Origin of the sequence: Vibrio sp. AH4, from assembly GCF_030710545.1 — a bacterium.
GTDB classification, from domain to species: domain Bacteria; phylum Pseudomonadota; class Gammaproteobacteria; order Enterobacterales; family Vibrionaceae; genus Vibrio; species Vibrio metoecus.
In genome coordinates, this window is record NZ_JALAIV010000003.1 from 1049320 (window position 1) to 1069765 (window position 20446).

The 20446-nt window shown below is 43.6% G+C and carries 20 protein-coding genes and 1 pseudogene; 11 read left to right on the forward strand and 10 right to left on the reverse strand.

Annotated elements, in window-relative coordinates:
• Positions 1-13: 13 nt before the first annotated feature.
• On the reverse strand, positions 14-622 hold the full coding sequence (locus tag MKA69_RS18015) for a 2OG-Fe(II) oxygenase (protein WP_055050326.1): 609 nt from the start codon (positions 620-622) through the stop codon (positions 14-16).
• Positions 623-796: 174 nt separating this feature from the next.
• On the opposite strand from MKA69_RS18015, the gene MKA69_RS18020 reads away from it, so the two are divergent.
• Positions 797-1117 (forward strand): heavy metal-binding domain-containing protein, encoded by a 321-nt coding sequence (locus MKA69_RS18020; protein ID WP_000637498.1) that lies wholly within the window; start codon positions 797-799, stop codon positions 1115-1117.
• 92 nt (positions 1118-1209) lie between these two features.
• Here MKA69_RS18020 and vpsT read toward each other — a convergent pair whose 3' ends face one another.
• Both vpsT and ppiC read right to left on the reverse strand, forming a co-directional pair.
• The gene (vpsT, locus tag MKA69_RS18025) at positions 1210-1884 is read right to left on the reverse strand and encodes a LuxR family transcriptional regulator VpsT (RefSeq protein ID WP_000651467.1); all 675 of its coding nucleotides are present in this window, start codon (positions 1882-1884) and stop codon (positions 1210-1212) included.
• 958 nt (positions 1885-2842) lie between these two features.
• Positions 2843-3121 (reverse strand): peptidylprolyl isomerase PpiC, encoded by a 279-nt coding sequence (gene ppiC, locus MKA69_RS18030; RefSeq protein WP_055064729.1) that lies wholly within the window; start codon positions 3119-3121, stop codon positions 2843-2845.
• A 173-nt stretch (positions 3122-3294) separates the two neighbouring features.
• Here ppiC and MKA69_RS18035 point away from each other — a divergent pair, with 173 nt between their 5' ends.
• Entirely contained in the window at positions 3295-4215 is a 921-nt protein-coding gene (locus MKA69_RS18035; RefSeq protein ID WP_305848618.1) for a chemotaxis protein, read from the forward strand.
• Between the two features lie 72 nt (positions 4216-4287).
• On the opposite strand, the gene MKA69_RS18040 is transcribed toward MKA69_RS18035, so the two are convergent.
• Positions 4288-4797 (reverse strand): MarR family winged helix-turn-helix transcriptional regulator, encoded by a 510-nt coding sequence (locus tag MKA69_RS18040; protein WP_000383616.1) that lies wholly within the window; start codon positions 4795-4797, stop codon positions 4288-4290.
• Positions 4798-4992: 195 nt separating this feature from the next.
• Here MKA69_RS18040 and MKA69_RS18045 point away from each other — a divergent pair, with 195 nt between their 5' ends.
• Positions 4993-6009, forward strand: a complete 1017-nt coding sequence (locus MKA69_RS18045; RefSeq protein ID WP_000206006.1) for a GGDEF domain-containing protein — start codon at positions 4993-4995, stop codon at positions 6007-6009.
• Positions 6010-6119: 110 nt separating this feature from the next.
• Here the strand turns inward: MKA69_RS18045 and MKA69_RS18050 are convergent, their stop codons facing one another.
• Entirely contained in the window at positions 6120-6698 is a 579-nt protein-coding gene (locus tag MKA69_RS18050) for a malate synthase (protein WP_001056764.1), read from the reverse strand.
• 231 nt (positions 6699-6929) lie between these two features.
• Here MKA69_RS18050 and MKA69_RS18055 point away from each other — a divergent pair, with 231 nt between their 5' ends.
• The gene (locus MKA69_RS18055; RefSeq protein WP_000389859.1) at positions 6930-8363 is read left to right on the forward strand and encodes a DUF3612 domain-containing protein; all 1434 of its coding nucleotides are present in this window, start codon (positions 6930-6932) and stop codon (positions 8361-8363) included.
• 263 nt (positions 8364-8626) lie between these two features.
• On the opposite strand, the gene MKA69_RS18060 is transcribed toward MKA69_RS18055, so the two are convergent.
• Positions 8627-10000, reverse strand: a complete 1374-nt coding sequence (locus tag MKA69_RS18060) for a diguanylate cyclase (protein ID WP_305848619.1) — start codon at positions 9998-10000, stop codon at positions 8627-8629.
• A gap of 225 nt (positions 10001-10225) precedes the next feature.
• Between MKA69_RS18060 and MKA69_RS18065 the strand changes: the two genes are divergently transcribed.
• Positions 10226-10837 carry an alpha-ketoglutarate-dependent dioxygenase AlkB gene (locus tag MKA69_RS18065; RefSeq protein WP_305848620.1) on the forward strand — a complete coding sequence of 204 codons (612 nt, stop codon included), beginning with the start codon at positions 10226-10228 and terminating at the stop codon, positions 10835-10837.
• Positions 10838-11110: 273 nt separating this feature from the next.
• Positions 11111-12118: pseudogene (locus MKA69_RS18070) on the forward strand (DUF3541 domain-containing protein); the annotation flags it as partial.
• Positions 12119-12129: 11 nt separating this feature from the next.
• Here MKA69_RS18070 and MKA69_RS18075 read toward each other — a convergent pair.
• The gene (locus MKA69_RS18075) at positions 12130-13053 is read right to left on the reverse strand and encodes a DMT family transporter (protein WP_305848622.1); all 924 of its coding nucleotides are present in this window, start codon (positions 13051-13053) and stop codon (positions 12130-12132) included.
• 99 nt (positions 13054-13152) lie between these two features.
• Between MKA69_RS18075 and MKA69_RS18080 the strand changes: the two genes are divergently transcribed.
• Both MKA69_RS18080 and MKA69_RS18085 read left to right on the forward strand, forming a co-directional pair.
• On the forward strand, positions 13153-14067 hold the full coding sequence (locus MKA69_RS18080; RefSeq protein ID WP_305848623.1) for a LysR substrate-binding domain-containing protein: 915 nt from the start codon (positions 13153-13155) through the stop codon (positions 14065-14067).
• Between the two features lie 161 nt (positions 14068-14228).
• Positions 14229-15404 (forward strand): diguanylate cyclase, encoded by a 1176-nt coding sequence (locus MKA69_RS18085; protein ID WP_305848624.1) that lies wholly within the window; start codon positions 14229-14231, stop codon positions 15402-15404.
• On the opposite strand, the gene MKA69_RS18090 is transcribed toward MKA69_RS18085, so the two are convergent.
• Positions 15401-15688 carry a hypothetical protein gene (locus MKA69_RS18090; RefSeq protein ID WP_000996300.1) on the reverse strand — a complete coding sequence of 96 codons (288 nt, stop codon included), beginning with the start codon at positions 15686-15688 and terminating at the stop codon, positions 15401-15403. The genes MKA69_RS18085 and MKA69_RS18090 overlap by 4 nt on opposite strands.
• 189 nt (positions 15689-15877) lie before the next feature.
• On the opposite strand from MKA69_RS18090, the gene MKA69_RS18095 reads away from it, so the two are divergent.
• Both MKA69_RS18095 and tnpA read left to right on the forward strand, forming a co-directional pair.
• On the forward strand, positions 15878-16726 hold the full coding sequence (locus MKA69_RS18095; RefSeq protein ID WP_000910381.1) for a pirin family protein: 849 nt from the start codon (positions 15878-15880) through the stop codon (positions 16724-16726).
• A 452-nt stretch (positions 16727-17178) separates the two neighbouring features.
• Positions 17179-17637: an IS200/IS605 family transposase gene (gene tnpA / locus MKA69_RS18100; protein ID WP_055027481.1), complete on the forward strand. Its 459-nt coding sequence runs from the start codon at positions 17179-17181 to the stop codon at positions 17635-17637.
• A gap of 110 nt (positions 17638-17747) precedes the next feature.
• Here tnpA and MKA69_RS18105 read toward each other — a convergent pair whose 3' ends face one another.
• Complete coding sequence (locus tag MKA69_RS18105; protein WP_000588944.1) at positions 17748-18035, reverse strand: pyrimidine/purine nucleoside phosphorylase; 288 nt, start codon at positions 18033-18035, stop codon at positions 17748-17750.
• 435 nt (positions 18036-18470) lie between these two features.
• On the opposite strand from MKA69_RS18105, the gene MKA69_RS18110 reads away from it, so the two are divergent.
• Positions 18471-18911, forward strand: coding sequence for a DUF2850 domain-containing protein (locus MKA69_RS18110; protein WP_000032258.1), 441 nt, complete (start codon positions 18471-18473; stop codon positions 18909-18911).
• Between the two features lie 8 nt (positions 18912-18919).
• Here MKA69_RS18110 and MKA69_RS18115 read toward each other — a convergent pair whose 3' ends face one another.
• Positions 18920-20173 carry an MFS transporter gene (locus tag MKA69_RS18115; RefSeq protein ID WP_055030131.1) on the reverse strand — a complete coding sequence of 418 codons (1254 nt, stop codon included), beginning with the start codon at positions 20171-20173 and terminating at the stop codon, positions 18920-18922.
• Positions 20174-20446: the final 273 nt, after the last annotated feature.

The following is a 20446-nucleotide window of genomic DNA, read 5'->3' on the forward strand; positions in this document are numbered from 1 at the left end:
CTTGCGAGTATGGTTAACTAGCAATATCCAGTTTATTACCACTCACCCCATTGGTACGAAACCAACCCGCGATACTCACACGATCTGCATGTGCTTCCAGCACTTCATGGGGAAAACGTTCAGAAAGAAACACCACCAAACGCCCCGCTACCGGAGCTAACGTTTCAATCCAGTTGTCCTGTAAATCATAGATTTTTAGCTCACCGCCATCGGCGGGCGTCCACTGTTCATTGAGGTAAAACACCGTGGTTAATTTGCGGTTTTCGTTGCCTCGGAAAGAATCGAGATGCTTAAGATAGAAGTCACCCGCCTCATATTTCGCGAAGTGCGCTTCGTACTCAAAAAGCCCCAAAAAGAAATGGCGATTCACTTCACGCCGGATCTGCTCCATCCGTTCTAAGTAGTCTTGGATAGGTTGCCCCATTGAAAGATCTAACCACTGAATCTTGTCACTGCGAATCTCCGTTGCGCGTTGTGTCTCCTCGTTTCTTCCAATGCGTGCCCGTTTCCAATGCTCAGGAACACACTCTCGTAGTGCTTGCACTTCTTGTGGGTTCAAAAAATCGTCCCACACATACCAACCTCGGTCTGCAATTGCATCCATTAATGCGTCTAACGCCATGATTCTCACTACATGAACAATAAGATGCGCGTTATATCTGGCTTAATCGCACTCAGCAATTCGAGTTATTAATCTCCAAGATCAATATTCCTGATGGAGAGGCTCCACACCTGATTGGGAACTTCTTTGCGGCCTGATAATCCAACAAGCATCTCGCTGAATAAAGGAAAGAACATGATTGTCACAACCACGCCAAACGTTGAAGGTAAACGCATTGTCCGTTACTGCGGAGTGATTGCGGGTGAAGCCATCCTCGGAGCCAATATTTTTAAAGACCTATTTGCAGGGATCCGAGATATCGTGGGTGGCCGCTCCGGAACGTATGAGCGCGAATTAGAAAAAGCCCGTAGCCTAGCCCTAGAAGAGTTGCAACAGCAAGCCGCAGCATTAGGAGCCAATGCCGTGGTCGGTATTGATTTAGACTATGAAACTTTCGGTAAAACCAATGGCATGTTGATGGTATCCATCAGTGGCACGGCTGTCGTTGTTGAGTAGAGCGTAGACTCAGACAATAACAAAGAAGGCCGTGCATAGCGGCCTTCTTGATAGTTTTTCTCAGCGTTGTAAATAGGAAAGGGCGAAACAGATTAAGAATTAACTTCCTCAATACCGATGTTGTTTTTCGCCCAAATCAGTGCCTGCAAACGGTTTTTGGCATTAATTTTCTTAAATACATTATGTAGATGCGTTTTTACTGTATTTTCACTTACAAAAAGCTTGTCCGCGATTTCAATATTTGACGCTCCACTACCGAGCAATTTAATGATTTGCTGTTCTCTTTTAGTCAATTTTGCGTACATTTGCGAAGTAACGACCGAGTTACCTGCACGATAATGAAGGATATATTCTTGCGCTAACTTCCGTGTGAGCCACATTTCATCCTGCAAAATTTTACTCATACCTTTGATAAGCGTATCCATCTCGTCATCAAGATAAAAGACACCCGCAAGATTGTTCCATTTGAAAAGCTGTTTGTGTTCAATCTCCGAAGGACAATTAATAATCACCTCTTTCGCCTCTGGACAACTGATATGTTTAAACGAGCTGTAATCCGTCAAAACATCATCCGAAATTCTGGAATAGTCAATCAACAACATCTGGATATTACGGCTTTCTGGTTTATTTTCTTCTAGCCACAACTCAGAAAATGGTGTGATTTCCAGCACCACGGGAAGTTTGGACTCTAACGCTTCTTTCAATAATCTGGATTGCATACAAACATCAGAAAGCAATCTAACGTTTAGTTTGTTCCCATCTTTCATTTCACCCCTCCTAACACATCAAGCGAACATGATTAAAACTAACGTTAAGAAAAGGGAAGTCAATGTTCAGAAATTAAGACAACCGATGAACCGGTTTCAATCATAAAATTAATCTGTGCAATTCATGAGCTTAAGATGAAATCTCAATATTAAGAATATCAGACAGCAATACACACATCTTATTGATATATAAAATTAGTTTCCTAATGAATTGTTAAAAATATGTGCATCAAAATTCGTATTTATCTGTTTCTGTTCCGTTCTATAAGCACCAGGTATGTTACAAGTCGCTTTCGAAAGAAGATTTAATTAGCCTCAATAAGATGAAAGACATAGTCCTATGTCTTTACAATGACGATCTTGTTTCAAGTTAATTTGAGAGCATAATCTAGTTCTTTTTACTTATACCTTCTCCTGAATTATGAGCCATTAATCTGTGACTGTGTTGTAGAAGCATTCGCCTAAATCAAGCATTCATTTATTATTCAAGTTATCCATTTTCAGATCTTCATCCATGCATCCTATTTTCAATAAATAGAATAGCGGACTCAGCGTTCACGAATTTTTAAACCTCTTGTTATATTACTGACTTTAATTTAAGCCTGTAATCGACGGGTATAATAACGGTAATATTTGGAATAAGTTATGAGGTAATATTCAGACAGCTTGACCAATCTCTCTGGTTGTATATTGAGAGATAAGCTGCCTCATAACCATTAATAGCCGCTTTCAAGACAAAGCATTGGTTTATTCCCGAAAGTCTGAACCATCACGATCTGTACGACAAACCTGAAGCGATGACACAAACCGCGGATAGACGGATCGTTTTTTAACGGGATAACTTAATAGCGCGGTTCATAATCCGGTCTACTTGGGTAGTCCGGATTTTCAATGTCGGAAAGGTCAAAACAATACACCGTTCGAGGAGCCCCAAACGTTGGGGATAGCACCATTTGATTTACGTGCGGTACAACACCTTAACGACATGCCAACCAAATTTGGTTTTGACTAACTGGGGCGTCAAAACTTCGCCTTGAAAACAGGCTTTATCAAACGCAGGAACCATCTGACCCTGACGAAACTCGCCCAAGTCTCCGCCTTTTTTACCAGAAGGACAAAGCGAGTATTTTTTGGCTAAAACGTGAAACTTAGCACCTTTTTTCAATTGAACTAAAATATCGTCTGCTTGCTCTTTATGTTTTACCAGAATATGTAAAGCTGCCGCGGTACGTGCCATATTTTTCCCCTGTTTTATCGAGCCGCGTAGTGTACCCGAACAACAATAAATGTAAACGCATGGCTGAGATCAAAACAAATCTGCTGATTATCGGCTAAATTCAAGCCATTCCGTTGCTGATACGGTAATTTCGGTTAGTATAAGTAAGAGTTAGATCAGATAAAGAAAACATTATGGCTAAAGTCGTCAGTAAAGCGAACCAATCACAAGGAATGTTGATGTTCACACTCAGTGCCCAGCAGCAACTTTTCGCTATTGGCACACTAAAAGTCCGGGAGATTGTCACTTATCAACCAATGACTCAAATCCCTTACTCGCATCACCATGTCATCGGAACCGTCACGATACGTAATTTGACGGTTCCGGTAATCGATATGGCGGCTGCGATTGGTTTTCGTCCGATACAACCGAGTGAGTATCAAAAATGCTACCTGATTGTCACCGATTGCCTGCGCACTGTGGTGGCCTTTATGGTGCGTACGATTGAGAAAATAATCGAGTGCGATTGGCGACACATCGAATCTTCACCATCCACCGCAGGGCATGATGTTTTTGTCACTGGCATCACTCGCTATCAAGATAAGATTGTGCAGTTGCTCGACGTTGAATTACTGCTTTCTAAGATTTATCCGCAGTATGAATCGTCTAAAGTGCCCATGCTGACAGATATTGAGCGAGAGCGCCTAAAACCCTTGCATATTTTATTGGTGGATGACTCCTCGATTGCGCGTAAGCAGCTCTCTGACGCTTTAGATAGCATCAATATTCCCTACCAAATTTGCAAAAATGGTAGTGATGCCATTGATCTGATGCGGGACATGGCTCAACAGCATCGCGCGATTGACATTCTCGTTAGCGATATTGAGATGCCAGGATTAGATGGCTATGAGTTGGCATTTGAAGTTCAAAATGACTCACTGCTCAACCATGCTTACTGTATTTTGCACACTTCTCTTTCCAGTGAAATCTGTGTTGACCGTGCCCATCAAGTTGGTGCACATGAAGCACTGGAAAAATTCAACGCTACCGAGTTGATAGAAGCCATGCTGCGTGGTGCTAAAAAACTGGAAAGTCAGCGTTTAAAAGTACATTAAAGCCCTGCTTACCCAATACTTTTGGCAGCATCTCGTATACGTGAAACGACCTAGAGATCGCTGCCGATGGCATTAGAATGGCCATATATCTTGCCAAGATTTCTCATAATGCCGCAACCACACTCGTAGCTGATTTGATAAACTCTCTTGCTCCTCGGCAGAGAATCCTGACAATAGCTGTTCTTGCAATGCCACGTATTCCAACAGCAATGCCTCAATACGGCATACCCCTTTTTCGGTGAGACTCACTTCAACGTTACGCCGGTCATAGATGCTCATGCCCCTCGTCAGTAAGCCTTTTTGTTCCAAACGATTGAGGCGGTTGGTCATCGCACCTGAACTCAACAATAAACTGACTTGCAAATCTGAAGGGGTCAAACAATAAGGGGCTCCCGCTCTACGCAAAGTCATTAATACTTCAAACTCTCCGGCCGTTAACCCCGCTTGTTGATAAAAAACCTTCATCAACCGTTCAACACGCTTCGTAATTCGTAGTAGGCGATCTATCACCGACATCGGTAAAGTATTTAATTCAGGGTTTTCACTCGCCCACTCTCTTTGCACTTTATCCACAACATCCATCGCCCTTTTCCCTGTCTTAATATTCGATGCCATGCCGCTTTCAAGGCTTACCACCATTGAGCTACAGCGGCTAACGACACATCAATATCTTAAAAAACGTGACCTAACGTTCAGGCAAAACAATTTTGCAGCGTTTCTGCCTTAAATCCGCTAATCTTAAGTTTATGAAGATATCTTGCATATTCGAATGAAGTGATGACGACTGAAGATTTCAAAAAATCCACTGCTAACTTAAAAAAAGCGGTTCCGTTGATGATGAAGCATCACGTAGCAGCCACACCCGCGAATTATGCATTGTGGTATACCTATGTTGATCAAGCAAATCCACAACTCAACACTGAGATGGATAGCATACTGAACAATTTTGGTCTTTGCCCCCCCGCCTCGGGTGAGCATTTATATCAGCAATACATTGCGACAAAAGCTGAGATAAATATCAATCAATTGCGTGCCAATGTTGAAGTTTTATTAGGCGAAATCAGTAGCTCAATGACAGACACTCTCAGCGACACTAGTTCATTTGCCGACATCATAGATAAAAGCTTCAAAGAGTTAGAACGAGTTGAGCAAGATAATCTTTCGATTGAAGAGGTGATGACGGTGATCCGTCAGCTGGTCAGCGAATCTAAAGATATTCGCCACTCAACCAATTTTTTGAACAATCAACTGAATGCGGCCACGCAAGAAATTTCGCTGCTGAAAGAGCAGCTCGCAAAAGTTCAAAAAGATGCTTTGTTTGACAGTTTATCTGGGCTCTACAATCGACGAGCCTTCGATGGCGATATGTTTACGTTGATCCATGCAGGTCACCCCGTCAGTTTGATCATGCTTGATATTGACCATTTTAAAATCCTCAACGATACCTACGGCCATTTGTTTGGTGACCAAATCATTCGTGCGATTGCTAAACGCCTACAAAGTCTGTGTCGTGATGGTGTGACCGCTTATCGCTATGGCGGAGAAGAGTTTGCACTGATTGCCCCCCGTAAATCGATGCGGATCGCACGACAATTTGCAGAGTCCGTGCGACGTTCAATTGAAAAACTGACGGTGAAAGATAGACGAAGTGGTCAGTCTGTCGGCAGCATCACCGCCTCTTTTGGGGTTGTAGAGAAAGTCGATGGCGATTCTTTAGAGTCCTTAGTCGAAAGAGCAGATGCACTACTGTATGACGCGAAGAACCTAGGACGTAACCGAGTGATGCCGATTTAACGGCCCCCATATAGAGTCTTTAACTGTTCAGAGAATACACGGCGTCATACCCATACAAAAAGCCAAGAGCACAACCTGCACTCTTGGCTTTTTGCGTTTTATGGGTTCAATTAATGAGCGAAACAATCACCCAAGAAATACTCATCACCATTGCGTGCGGTATATTCTTTTTCTTCAATTCGTGCCTGTGGGCGGCCTTGCTCATCACCTTTAATCAAACTAACCCAATGGCGAATAATCGTACTCGGTTGCATCTGTTCATCACTATGATTCAACACAGTACAGGTCTCTAATTGAATATCGGCAATTTCGCGCAATTCAATGCACCCTGTACCTCGTTGGCAACCTAATGTCAGCTCCACATGGCTTCCTTGCCCATCACGAAACACAATGTGACTCGGATTCTCTTTGCTACCATTAAACGCCACAAATTGCTTAGGGTATTTCAAACCACTATGTCGACCATCTTGGAAGTAAGCCAACAAGTGATTGTAATCGATAACATATGCGGTCACATCTTGGTGCGTACCATTTTCTAGCGGAAAAAGTCTATCCAATAGCTGCTTAGCTTTGATTTGTTTCTCACGTTGCTGATTGGCAGCGACCGTTTCTACGGCGAACACAGCTTCAGCGATAAAGGGTTTGTTTTGGTGTTGGATTTCTGTTTTATCAAACGTCAGCATGTTCATCGTTGTTCCCTCGTCCAGAGCAAATTGATTTTCCTGCAAAGGCACTGGCGATCTTTTCGCCAGATTTGTGACTTCGCTTACTTGGTAGACTAGCGGATTTTTGACTACAATTTCACAACAAAAATTTTACAATGTGAATTTTACAAAATGAGTGTGTCTAAAAGTTTAGTTCGACAGTCCCATTTTCTGGGAACGAAAGTCAGAAATCTAAGGAAAAGAAACCACTTAACGATGGAGGATCTCTCTGCTCGTTGCATTCGAGTCAGCCCAGAATACGCCCCTTCCGTATCTTACCTTTCAATGATTGAGCGTGGAAAACGGGTACCGAGTGTAGAAATGCTGGAAGTGATCGCGGAAGTGTTTCAAAAAGATCCGATTTGGTTTCTCGATGATGAACCTGAACAAGTGGACATCACACCAGAAAAAGGCAATCGAGGCGGGATCAGCGGCATGGCTCTTGAGCCTAGCTTTCTGTTTTCTAATGACATCTTACAAATTGCCATCCCTGAGATGCTGTCGCAAACTGGGATCACTGGACGTCAATTTGCCCATCTCTTAATTCGGGCTCACCAAGAAAGCTTGCAGAATCACTTCCCAGATCTGGAGCGTGCCGCTGAAGAAGTGGGACTAAAACGCCTTAATTTATCAGTCACGGATTTGCTGGATATTGCTAAAAGTCTCGGATTGGACGTGCGCTGGGTCAAGCGCACTCCCCATGATGTCACCGATGAACTTGGCGTTAGCGCAAAGCAGTTAGTCACTTCCTTCTTTGAGCCCCCCGGCCGCATTTATTTGAATGAAATACTGCGTGAATACCCAACACGGCTTAAATATGACCTTGCGGTGTACATTGGCCACAATGTGTTGCACAACAAAGATGGCTTAAAAAGTGTTCTATCGGTCGGACATACTCAAGGTTGGGATGAAATGGTCGAAACATCCCCATCCTCAGAGCTTAACTCGCAAGATATTCTGCAAGCATGGCGGGATTTTGAATCCAGTTTTTTTGCAGGAGCCCTACTCTGTCCTAAAGTGCCTTTTAGGCAGTTGCTGGATCGAAATGGTTATGAAATCAGCGTGCATCAAAAGGCTGGGGTATCACCTTCAGTCGCAATGCGGCGAATGACCGTCGTTTCTCCTTATCCGCATTGGCATTATTTTGATGCTTATGGTGAGGGGAAACTCAAAGCCGTATATCGAGGTAATGGAATTCCACTCCCTTGGGGCAATATGCGTAAGGTGAACGACCCATGCCAACATTGGGCCGTATTTCGGCGTCTTTCACAGCCACAAGATGGCAGTTCAGCACAGATCTCCATCCTGACTGTCGGTGATGAACCACGGATTTATTGTTGTGAATCGATTAATGTGATCGATCCTGCGGGGAATAACCGAGTGCTGTGTGCTGGTATCGATCTTAACCCTGCAATCAATGCCCAAGGTGGCGATGCTCTTGCGATAGCTCAGGAGTTGAAAATGAGTTGTGTGCAAAAAGGAGGGACAACGGCTATACCAGCGCCGATCAAGCGTGATTTACGCACCATCGCCAAGATTCTCAATATCAACTGGGTTGAGCGTGGCATTGAGGGTGACGCCAGACTCATCTGCTCACGAGGAGCCGTATGCCCAAGAAAACCCAAATGTTATGGTGAATGCGACGGATAAAAAAAAGGCCAACCACAAGAAGTGTGATTGGCCGTCTATAAGTGTGAACAAGGGTGTTCACTAACAACGTCAGTTGGCTAGGTGACCCTCGGCTTAGAAGGGTCAATCTAATTAATGCAGGTTACGTGCCAACTTTTGATTCGACACTTTTGCATTAAAAACGCACAAATAATGAGCAGTTTCATTGCAGCTACACTCATAGCAGACTGACAACATGCGAATATTTTGCATTTTGCAAAATCAAGTTTTCGCAAAATGCACTTTTAGAGCCAGTGGTGTGGATTTTGTCTACGTTTTGCGGCATACATGCGCTGATCGGCTAACTTAAACATCTCATTAGGATCTGCGAAAGCACGATCATACAAGGCATAACCAATACTGACGCGAATGTTAATCAGCTGGCTTTCATACACGATTGGGGTTTCAGAAATATTCGTCAAAATCGTATCACACACTTTCAACACATCTTGTTCACGGTGAATTCGTGGTATTAAAACCAAAAACTCATCTCCTCCAATTCGGGCGACTAAATCGGAAACACGTAAACAGGATTTAATGCGTTCGGCACAAGCAACCAAAACCTTATCGCCAGCAATATGCCCATACGAATCATTGATGGTTTTAAAACGGTCAATATCAATATTCAATAAGGCAAAATTACCTTCGCTATCAGAACGTTTCGCATTTTCAAAATAGGTATCAATGGTACAAATAAAATACCGCCGATTGGGTAGGTGGGTTAAAGGATCATGTAAAGAACGCTCTTCTGCCACATGATATAGCCGCACGATGACACCAAACCCAAGTAGTAAAAGCATGAGTATCGGATAGCCAATCAAGCGTACGATATGCTGTTCATACCAAGGTAAAAGGTGTAATAGCCCTTGTGTCTCTGCTACAGCGATTTGCCAACTTCCATAAGGGAAATAAACCGTTTCTTTGGCAAAAGCAGCTTGGAAAACTTGTGGATCTCCCCAAAATACTTCCCCTTCACTGCCTAAACTATCTCGACCGCGGATTGAAAGCTGAAAATTCTCGCCAAAGCTTTGGAGCTTCGTTGAAGAGAGCAAGGACTCCCAGTCCATCACAACGCTAAGAACGCCCCAATAGCGACTATTCGTTGGTGGGTCATAGAATATCGGCTCTCGGATCACCAGTGCTTTCCCGCCTTGAACAAGGTCAACAGGTCCAGAGACAAAAGTTTGTTTTATTTCACGCGCTTTTTTTATCGATGCCCATTGCAACGGCACGGTTCGGTAATCTAAACCAAGAACGGCATGAGATTGAGAAAGAGGATAACTAAAAACCACCACATCATTAGGTGCGATACCTAGCGCTCTTAAATGGTCGCTGCTTCTCATTACCGCCGCAGACAATTGTTCCCAATGGTAGAGTTTTAGCTCAGGATCTAACATTAAGAGCGGGGTTAAACTTTTTACCGCATAAATATCGGCAAGAACCTCGGCTTCCAACTGGAAACGCACTGCGGATAACTCTTCTTTAGCGTGCTGACGAAGATCATTTTGTAAAATAAGCCGTTGATTAAAGTTAAGCGATTCAACCACGCCAATTCCGAAGAAAAGTAATGACAAGAAAAAAACCGTGATATATCGATTATTGTGTGAGGTTAACCCCATCCCTCAACCCTCAGCTTTATTATTGATTTTTGTTTATAAGTTACTGAGTGAATCACGCGATTCATTCGCAAGCAAACCCAAACAACTTAGGAGGATAACCAAAAGCCTTGTTCTACAGTAGAAGGGCAATTTGACATCTTAAATTTCACGATCAGCCTGTCTACTAAGATTAACTCAAATGTACAATAAAGAAACCCATTGATTACAGAATTGTAAATATAAACCATGATGAAAACGCTTATTTTAAATCGAGATTTTCCCTCTGGAGATATTACCCTGCTTGATGGGCAACTCGTGTGGTTTCCACAATTTCTGGCACTACCACAAGCAGACGAGGCTTTGACACAATTAAAAACAGAGTTGAACTGGCAGCAAAAAAGTATCCGTTTGTTCGGTAAAAGCGTTCTTCAACCTCGACTTATCGCTTGGTATGGTGATGAGGATTACCGCTATTCAGGGCTGACTTTGTCTGCTCACCCTTTTCCTGAGCGACTCACGCAGTTAAAAATGCAGTGTGAAGAGGCGGCTCAACCGAGGTTTAATTCGGTGCTGGCAAATCTTTATCGTGATGGTCAAGATTCGATGGGGTGGCATCAAGATAATGAACCTGAATTAGGCACAAACCCGATAATCGCTTCCCTGTCGCTAGGGGAAAGTCGTCGATTCTTGCTGCGCCATAAACAGGATCCCGCCCTGAAAATCGAATGTGAATTAAGTCATGGCGATTTACTGATCATGGCTGGAACTACGCAACATTGTTGGCAACACGCAATCCCTAAAACTCGGCAAACCAAACAGCTGAGGATCAATCTCACTTTTCGCAATATCCGCTTATGATCGGATTGCGTTTCTGACATAGCATTAACGGTAAACTCACACCACGGCTGTACATCTCCGTTAAAGTTCATTGGTTTAAAAAGTGAACGATATCGACTGAGTACAGCAAAAATGCACAAAAAAATGATCGTTATGTGGTCAGCCCTTATTACCACTCTGGTACTAACCACAACCACGACTTACGCACAGACACAGGCGTCGCTAACACCTTATCAAGACGCAAATAGCACACGATCACTTCCCGACCAACCTCACGGAACCGAGCTAGGTTCTGTTGCTTCGCTGTCTTTTCAAGACACAGCAGATCTGATTCGCCATACGTATGAAGCACAGCTGTTTACGTTACCCGGCTTCAAAGAGGGGCATTACGCTCTGCGCATGTACCGACAAACCCTCGACGACAAATATGCAGCCGCGATTGGCAGTGATTTAGCACGTGTAGCGAGCCGTTTAAATTACTTTGCCGAAGAAGTACATAGCCCAGAACAGATTCAGCGGTATGCACAAAAACGCATCAACAGTTATCAAAAAAGCCAAGATGAACGGACTCTACGCCGTTTCTCTGCCACCCAAACAATGCCGGAATACCTGTATTTAGGCATCGATTTATTAGGCTCTATGGCTCGCGCTAACGAGTATGGGCTCAAACACAAAGACGATGACAAATTACGCCAAGTCTTACGACGTTATGATTTTACCCCTTATGCAACCAACACTGGAATGATCGAAGCTTGGGCAGCTCAGTTAGCCAATCAAGTGTATTGGTTACGTCAATTAGGTGAGCAAGACGTGGTAGACCCGTTTATTCAAGCTTTTCGAAACACATATCCCGATCAGCGAGATAGCACACTCGATGATCAGCAATACGGCAATAAGTTGTACGGTATGACGCACATTATTTTTGCAGATTCAGAATATTACCAACATCGCGTCAGTGAACAACAACATCAATGGATCTATGATTATTTCCGCGCTAACCTCGATACGATTTTACAGCGAGCTAAACCTGATATTGTGGCGGAAGTGGGTATTTCATTTTTGCTTGCTGGACTTGAAAACGATCCGGTGGTTCTGAAAACCCGCCAATTTATCCAAGCACAAGTGGATACACAAAAAGGCATGATCCCCTCAACGGCTGGTGATTTTGATCTCTCCCTCGGCGAACACCGCAATGTGTTGGCGATCATGCTGCTCGATTGGCGCTCAGTGAATCCCGCCCCGATGATCAACCAACAACCACAGGTGTTTACCCAACTTCCTTACGGACTAGTGAAACGCTAAAACCTGCACGCCTATACCGTTTTTAACCTCGCTTTACGCTCCGTGAAGCGAGGAATTATCCCGTTAATCACCGTTGTCACAATAATCAACCCTAAACCCAGTTGCTGAGTGAGCCCATATTCCACATCAAAAAACAGCATTTGCCATAACGCACTAAACAGTAAGTTTGTAAAAATCAGTGGAGCAAGCTGGGAACCTGACTTGGCCAAACGATAGGCTTTGGCACGGAAAACCTGTGTATTCACGACCAATACCGAAGCCAAGATTAAAGCACCAAGAGTGAACATCCCCTCCTTATCAAAACCAATTCCGGTTATTGAAGCTAAATCCCCGCCCCAAGAAACCAGCAATAAGAGTGGGCTCAGTAATAAGGCAGCAACCAAAAATGTCCAAGCGTGGATCTCAATTGAACGCATATCACTTTTTGCTGCGCGGAACAAACTCAGTTGAGATCCCGCATTAAATAGTCCAGCCCCTAATCCTATAAGCAACTCTGGGCGCCAGAGAATACTTCCCGTATTTCCGGCCAACATCATGACACCGACCAATATTACCCATACGCTCACTACCGTTCGCCAAGCCAATTTTCCCCCCCAGAGTAGTTTTTCAAATATTGGGATGAACAACGGACCAGTACTGAATAGCACCACGCTTTCTACTAGCGAAAGGGCTTGTAATGAATAGATGAAGCAGAGTTGGCTACCCGCAATACAGACTGCGCGAATCATCAAAGAAAATAACATGTTTTTCTGTGGCCAACGAAAATGAGTCAATTGCATCGCCATCAATAAGAACAAGGCGGGAATAATAAAGCGTAAAAAGCCTAGCACGGCAATCGGCATCATCTGTGCGAGGTATTTACTCAATAGTCCGGTCAACGACAAACTGAAAGTCGATAACAACATGAACCACACTGGAAATAAATAATTAGGCATACCAATCTCCTTACATTGTCTCTAGTGTAAGGAGATGACGACATAAAAAATAACGAGTAATATTAACCAAACATGTTAGTTAAACTTACAAGTTTGATAATGCGTAAACTCATCCCACTCAAATCCCTTTATTCCTTTGTTGCCGTGGCGGAAACAGGTAGCATGACGCTTGCAGCAGAAGCCTTAAGTGTCAGCCATTCAGCGATTAGCCAAGCGATAAAAGCCTTAGAGCAACAACTGGGGCAGGCTCTTTTTCATCGTGTCGGTCGTCAAGTTATACTTAACAGTACCGGTAAACGTTACTATCAAAAGGTCGCCCCAGCCCTAGAACAAATCGTACAAGCGACGGAATCACTACTCAAACCGACATACAGCAATCGTATTACCCTTAATATGATTAACTCCTTAGCTCTGCATTGGTGGATTCCACGAGTGAGCAGCTTTCAAGCTTTCGCTCCAGAAGTCGATGTCCGCATTTCCACGTTAACCGGAACCTTCTCCTTAGAAGAGCAAGGGGTTGATGTCGCATTGATTCATGGTCAATTACGTGACTGGCAAGGTTACTATTGCGAAAAATTAGCTGAGGATGAATTGGTGATGGTGATAAACCAAAACGCATTCAAGGCCGAACTTACCGCAGAACACGCATTAACACAGTTTCCTGCTATTTTTGTGAATAACCCGCGGCGTCAGCAAGATTGGGACATTTGGTGTCAAGCCAACCATGTAACGCCCCCCACGCAGCAACGCAATCTTTCTTTTGCCGCCTCAGCGCAAGCCTTACAAGCCACATTGAGTGGGTTAGGCTTGTTTGTTACTCACCGATTATTTGTCAAACAGGAAGTTGAAAGCGGCATTTTGAAAGAAATTGGGCAGCGCGTAATTCACCCTGACCAAGGTTATTACTTTGCCTGTCATGCCGATAAATTACGTTCTGAAGCCGTGCTGAAATTAAGAAATTGGTTGAGTAACGAATTTCAACAAGATAAAAAATCAACCAAAAGTAGTAGTTGAATATTTATCTTTCTGGATCTAGATCATCTAACGCTAGGCATTTAATCCCATTTGCATATCAAAAAGATGAATAAAATCACACTATTTCGTTATTTCTGCCCTTCAAATAAGCTAATTTCATCTAAACTTTAGCTAACTTCACAAAATGGTTCGGATTTGGCATGGATAGCTTCGTTGGCAACCAATTAAAAGAGATGACGGAGATGCGCTTTGCTCGTAAGCAGCATATTGTTCTGATCAGCTCAGGCGTTGTTACCGCTATTTTTCTGGTTTTTGCTTTTTATTACTACCTTAATCACCAATCGTTATCTTGTGCCCTACTCTTATTAAGCGGTATTGCTTCCCTTTTGAATATGCTTTCGCTTAATCGCCACCGTCAACTCCATACACAAGCCGATTTAATTCTTTCTTTAATACTGCTCACTTATGCGGTTGCTCTTGTCAGTAATAATCAAGGAGAGTTATGGCATCTTTTATGGCTGTACCCTCTTATCACAACGTTAGTCATGATCAACCCATTTAGAATGGGGGTGGTTTATAGTGCGGCCATTTGTTTAGCAATCACGGTTTCCGTCCTGTTTCTCCATTATAAAACCGGCGAAAATCACATTGGACACAGCTATTTTTTAATCAGCCTGTACGCACTGACCATTATCTGCAATACCGCCTCTTTCTTTTTTTCTCGCGCGATCAACTATATTCACGCCTTGTATCAGGAAGGAATTGAAGAGCTAGCTTATCTTGACCCATTAACAGGGTTAGCGAATCGTTGGAGCTTTGAAAACTGGGCAACCGAGAAACTCAAAGAGGAAAATGGTACCAACAGCATTACTGCTTTGGTGTTTCTTGATATCGACAATTTCAAACGTATTAATGACAGTTATGGTCATGATGTGGGTGATGAAGTGTTGAAACATTTTGCCCACCGATTACGCAATAATGTGCGTAATAAAGACCGCACCACCAATCAGCACGATTATTCGATCGCTCGTTTTGCTGGTGATGAATTTGTCTTACTGCTTTATGGCGTGCGTAGCTTACGCGACCTCGATAGTATTCTTGAACGCATTTGCTATTTGTTTGTTGACCGTTATCCCGAAACCGAGATGCTCAACCACCTGACCGTGAGTATTGGGGTAGCGATCTACCCTAAAGATGCGATTACGCTTTCTGAGCTCACCCGTTGTGCAGATAAAGCCATGTATGCAGCAAAACATGGTGGTAAGAATCAATATCGATACTACCATGAGGCCGCCTATCCTCCGCCTATCGATACGACCTTAAACCTCACCCCTAATGATGCCCCGAATGTGACACCATTGAAAAAAGCCCATTAATTTGAGCCCATCATATACATAGTCCATAACCCTACGATGCCGAAGAGCGTTATCCATACTGCATATCGAACCGTGTTAGGCTTATCTGGTTTGGGTTTAACCACGGGTTTTAATGCCGTGCGTTTGGCGTGCTGAATGAAAGAAGGTTGTGATTCTTGCAACTCCTCTCGCTTATGTTGCGCGTAATTTGCCGTCTGCGTAAAGCGTTGCAACTGCTCTTTGGTAAGATCTTGGCTAGGATCATAATTGGAATACTGATCCGTGTGTTTGGGTAAAATCGCCATCGCTTTTCCTCCCTCTTGAGTTGCGTCCATTACGATTAAGTTTACTGGCTTATTACACGTTGGCTTACGTCATCAAAGTCAATCATTCAAATTTCTCGAATATGAGCCTCAATTTCCCCTGCTGATCATCTTGCTCTCACTTCTCTACAATGACTCCCATCGGCGCACAATCTGCAATGGAGAAGCCTCATGCTTAAAGACCGCGAAATTCGCCAGACAGTTCCCGCACAGCCAACATCCGATGGGGATGGAGTGAAAATTCAACGCATCGCTGGATTTCAACGCTCAAACTTTTCACCTTTTTTGATGCTAGATGAGCTAAAAGCGGACAGCCGTGCTGATTACGTGGGTGGATTTCCACCACACCCACACCGTGGCATTGAAACGCTGACGTACATGTTGCAAGGCCACTTCCAACATCGCGATCACATGGGCAACATTGGTGAGCTGCGCTCCGGTGGCGCACAATGGATGGCCGCAGGGCGCGGTGTCATCCATAGTGAAATGCCCATTATGCAAGAAGGGCAGTTACACGGTTTTCAAATTTGGATTAATCAACCTGCTCGTGACAAGATGTCACCGGCTAAATACCATGATTTTCAACCAGAGAGCATTGTTGAATATTCGCAGCCACAACAAGGTTTACTGCGTGTCATCGCAGGTTCTATCACTGTGGATGGAGAAGCTATCACAGGACCGTTAACGGATACGGGAGTTGCAACCAGTGTTGCCGATTGGAGAGCAGAAGCAGGGCAGCAGATTCGCTTCGATACTCCCAAGCACTTTAACGCGATGTTGTATGTATACCGTGGCAATATCACTATTGGTCAGCAATCTCTCAGCGCGGGAAACATGGCGATGCTTTCTGTTGGTGAACGTTTGACGATCGAGGCTCAACAACCTAGCGGATGTTTAATATTGATGGGTGAACCGATCAATGAACCTGTCGTGCATTACGGACCGTTTGTAATGAACAGTATGGCAGAAATTGAGCAAGCGATTCGCGATTACAACGCAGGCCATTTTGAAAACTACTAGCCAGTACTCAATTGAGTTGGTTGGAAAACACTGAAATCCGATTTCGGCATACGCCCTTTGTCTCTCTCAATGGGAATAAATGATCGGGCGTATGCCATATAGCTCCCTCGTTTGGGGAACCCATGTGAAATCCACTGCCAATTCCAACTCTAAAGAACAGAATGTTGCCTAAACAACAGGCGCTAACAATGGGACTTTAGCCAACTAAACTCCCCTAAGGTAGCACCTTGTTTGATCATGCTGTGTGCTTTTGAAATGGAAAGAGAGATCATCGATGGTTTGCCACACCCTTTACGGTGTGGCTTTTTTTGTATAGAGAAAACCCCCAGCTAGGCTGGGGGTTCCGTAAAGCTTTCAGCTATAAGTCAGTTATAAAGCCCCTTTCAATTTGTTAAAACACTCTTGCGGTCTGGCAACTGCGAGAGTTAAACAGAAATTGAAAGGGGGTCCCAATGGGGGACGAAAAGAGCTTAGCGCACACGCGCTGGAACTGTAAATACCACATAGTCTTTGCACCGAAATATCGACGTCAGGTGTTCTACGGAGAAAAACGTAGAGCAGTGGGAGAAATATTGAGGAAACTATGTGAATGGAAAAATGTGAACATTCTTGAAGCAGAGTGCTGTTCGGATCATATCCACATGCTTTTAGAAATTCCGCCGAAAATGAGCGTTTCAGCTTTTATGGGGTACTTGAAAGGTAAAAGTAGCCTAATGCTTTATGAACGATTCGGAGATTTGAAATTTAAATATCGGAATCGGGAATTTTGGTGCCGAGGGTATTATGTAGATACGGTTGGTAAAAATACGACCAAGATACAGAACTACATAAAGCATCAGTTGGAGCAGGATAAAATGGGAGAGCAATTGTCGATCCCATATGCAGGAAGCCCGTTTACGGGCCGTAATTAATCGTCATATGCAAATGTCAGATCGTAATGCGCCTGTTAGGGTGCTGCTTGTAAGAAAGCCTTATAGGCGCATATGAAAAACCTCCGGCTATGCCGGAGGATATTTTTTTATTAGGCAGGTAAAAACTCACACAAATACGCCGTTGCAACTTCCACCTGCAGATCAAAAGAGGAGTTACCCGCAACATCAAATGCTTCACCCGCAGTGAACGTTGTCCAGTTCTCTTCACCGGCACGTTTAATGGTCAATGCCCCTTTCACGACGGTCATACGTTCTGGTGCACCGGTACCAAAAGTGTATTCACCCGCCGCCATAACACCAACGGTGCTTTCACCGTCTTGTTGGCTAAACCCCAGTGACTTTACTTTGCCATCAAAATACACATTTTCCTTAATCATTTTTTCTTCCTGTCTGTTGTATTCATTACTGCAGCGTATGAACTGCAAAATCCAAGCGAGAGTTGTAACTCATCGCCTGAGTTTGCACAAGAGTCACCGGTGGATGAACTAAGCTAAAATCAATAACAAAAGATCGAGAATCCCTTTCGGAGCTGCACAACGTTACTCACAATATCTAAGAGTCTCGTCAGTCAACACGAAGTATATTTGGACATAGGATCACGCTTTTACCGTATGGCTTTTGCGGTTACATGTGGCTTAGCACAAGCTAAGCGTTGGCATAAAATTACGACTTTTGGCGTATATTATGCTGCTTTATTCAATGATTTTTTATTATCCTATAACCATCAGGATCGTCAGTAAGGTGTGATTTTCGCTACCTATGACCTAAATAGACATCCATTGTCATCATGAATTTTTCGGCCAAGTGAGCACATGTCAAAAGAACTGGTATTTAAATCCGTATTCTGGTCATCACTCTCCATCTTAGGCGTTGCATTTGCCATGCTGCTGTATGTGAGCTACCAAGACTATGTCAACCCTAAACACGTTTTTGGGTCTTGGATTGAGATTGGTGCACCAAGCTATCAAACCGAAGTGCTGCGTTTTAATGAGCAAGGCGTGTTTCGTAATGATCGGTTGATCAGCACGACTTTCGAATTTGATGGTGTCGCTATCACCATTCGAACCGGAAATGGAACGTTTGTTTATGAGCTAGCCGGAACATTCAACTCCCCACAGCTCAAGCGCATCCAACCGACCAATCCCACTCAACGGTTTATTCGTGAAGGGTTTGAATACACCGTGAATGATCAAGGCAATAACGCAACGCAGATCAGACGATCTGCGTTGTCCGAACATTTCAACGAGAAATAATCACTTATCTAGCACCCTGTTGCTCTCGGCAAAACCTCTTTCGCACCATGCTCTTGTTCCCGTTGTGCCAACCAATACAGCCCTATCATTCCTAAACACAACACAAAACAAAATCCGTATAGCCATTGAGCATTCAAATATTCAATCATCATGCCTCCGGCCAGAGGAGCAATCGCAAAGCCTAATGAATACAGTGCGGCAGCCCCAAAATACGAGCCTCTTAAATGAGGTGGTGCTAGACGATCTATCTGTACATTCAGCGTTGGAAATGCGATCACTTCCCCCATGCTCAAAACAAAACACGCCAAATACCAACCTAAAGGCCACGCTTCGGGTGTAAACATAAACCCAATTTGAGCAACGCCCATCAATGCCATACCCAACTGGGTCCGTGTAAACAACGGTACATTTTCCAACAGTTTCAAGGTGGGGAATTGGAATAAGATGATGGTCATCGTGTTGACCAAAACTAACCCCGCCACCAGTTGCGCTGCATCCGCAATACCTGAACGAACAATAACTTGTGGTAAAGACGACTCCACCTGCCCATACACAAACATCATCAGGAAGTTCGCCAACATCATTTTGACGAACACGCTGTCTTTGCTGATCACACGCAAAGTGGCAGAAAAATTGGGCAGTAGTGATCGATCTGGTTTCTGAAAACGACCTTTACGTTCCAAAGTCGCCAGTAAAAACAAACCAAACAGAAAATAAGCCACACCAGTGACCATAAACAGCACTTGAGGGTGTGCCAAAGCAAGAGTAATACCGATTAATGGACCAATTGCCCCACCGAGATTAAGCAAGAAATAACGTACATTAAGCGCTAGTTCTCTGTCTTTTTCATTCGGCAGATTATCACCAATTACCGCTTTTCCTGGTGCTTCAATCATCGGTCGCATTAAGCCTGTTAATACAATCATGATGAAGAATTGCCAAATTTGGTTTGATAAGCCAATCCCGGTATAAGCAACCGTCGCGATTAAAGCACCACTGACCATAACCCATTTGCGACCAAACTTATCTGATAAGTAGCCTGAATATAGCCCAGTCAAAGAACCGACCAATGCCGATGTAGCTAGCATAGCGCCCACTTGTGTCGCGGTCGCGTGATAATCCTGATAGAGAAACACCACTAAGAAAGGCCAAGCCATAAAAAAGCTCGTGCGCGCAAAAAGAGTGCCGACTAACACCGTCCACACCGGAAAGTTAAAACGCCTTACTCTTTCCCACTGAAACAGACTTTCATTCTTTTCCATACCTTTTCCTTTCCTTGTCCACTGACATCACTTAGGCGACTTGTGTCACACTTTGCTTGTTATTTCATCAATATAAAGAGAAAAAATAGGGAAAGATAGCTTAATTTTCCAACACGTAGAGAATAGAGAAGAAAGCATCAGATAACAGAATTAACCCCATGATAAACAGGTAGTTATCTATCCTAATTACCTATAAAAAAAGCCACAAAATCATTATGATTCTGTGGCTTTTTAAGCACTTAGCCAGTTTATATCACTTTCGTATACGTTTAC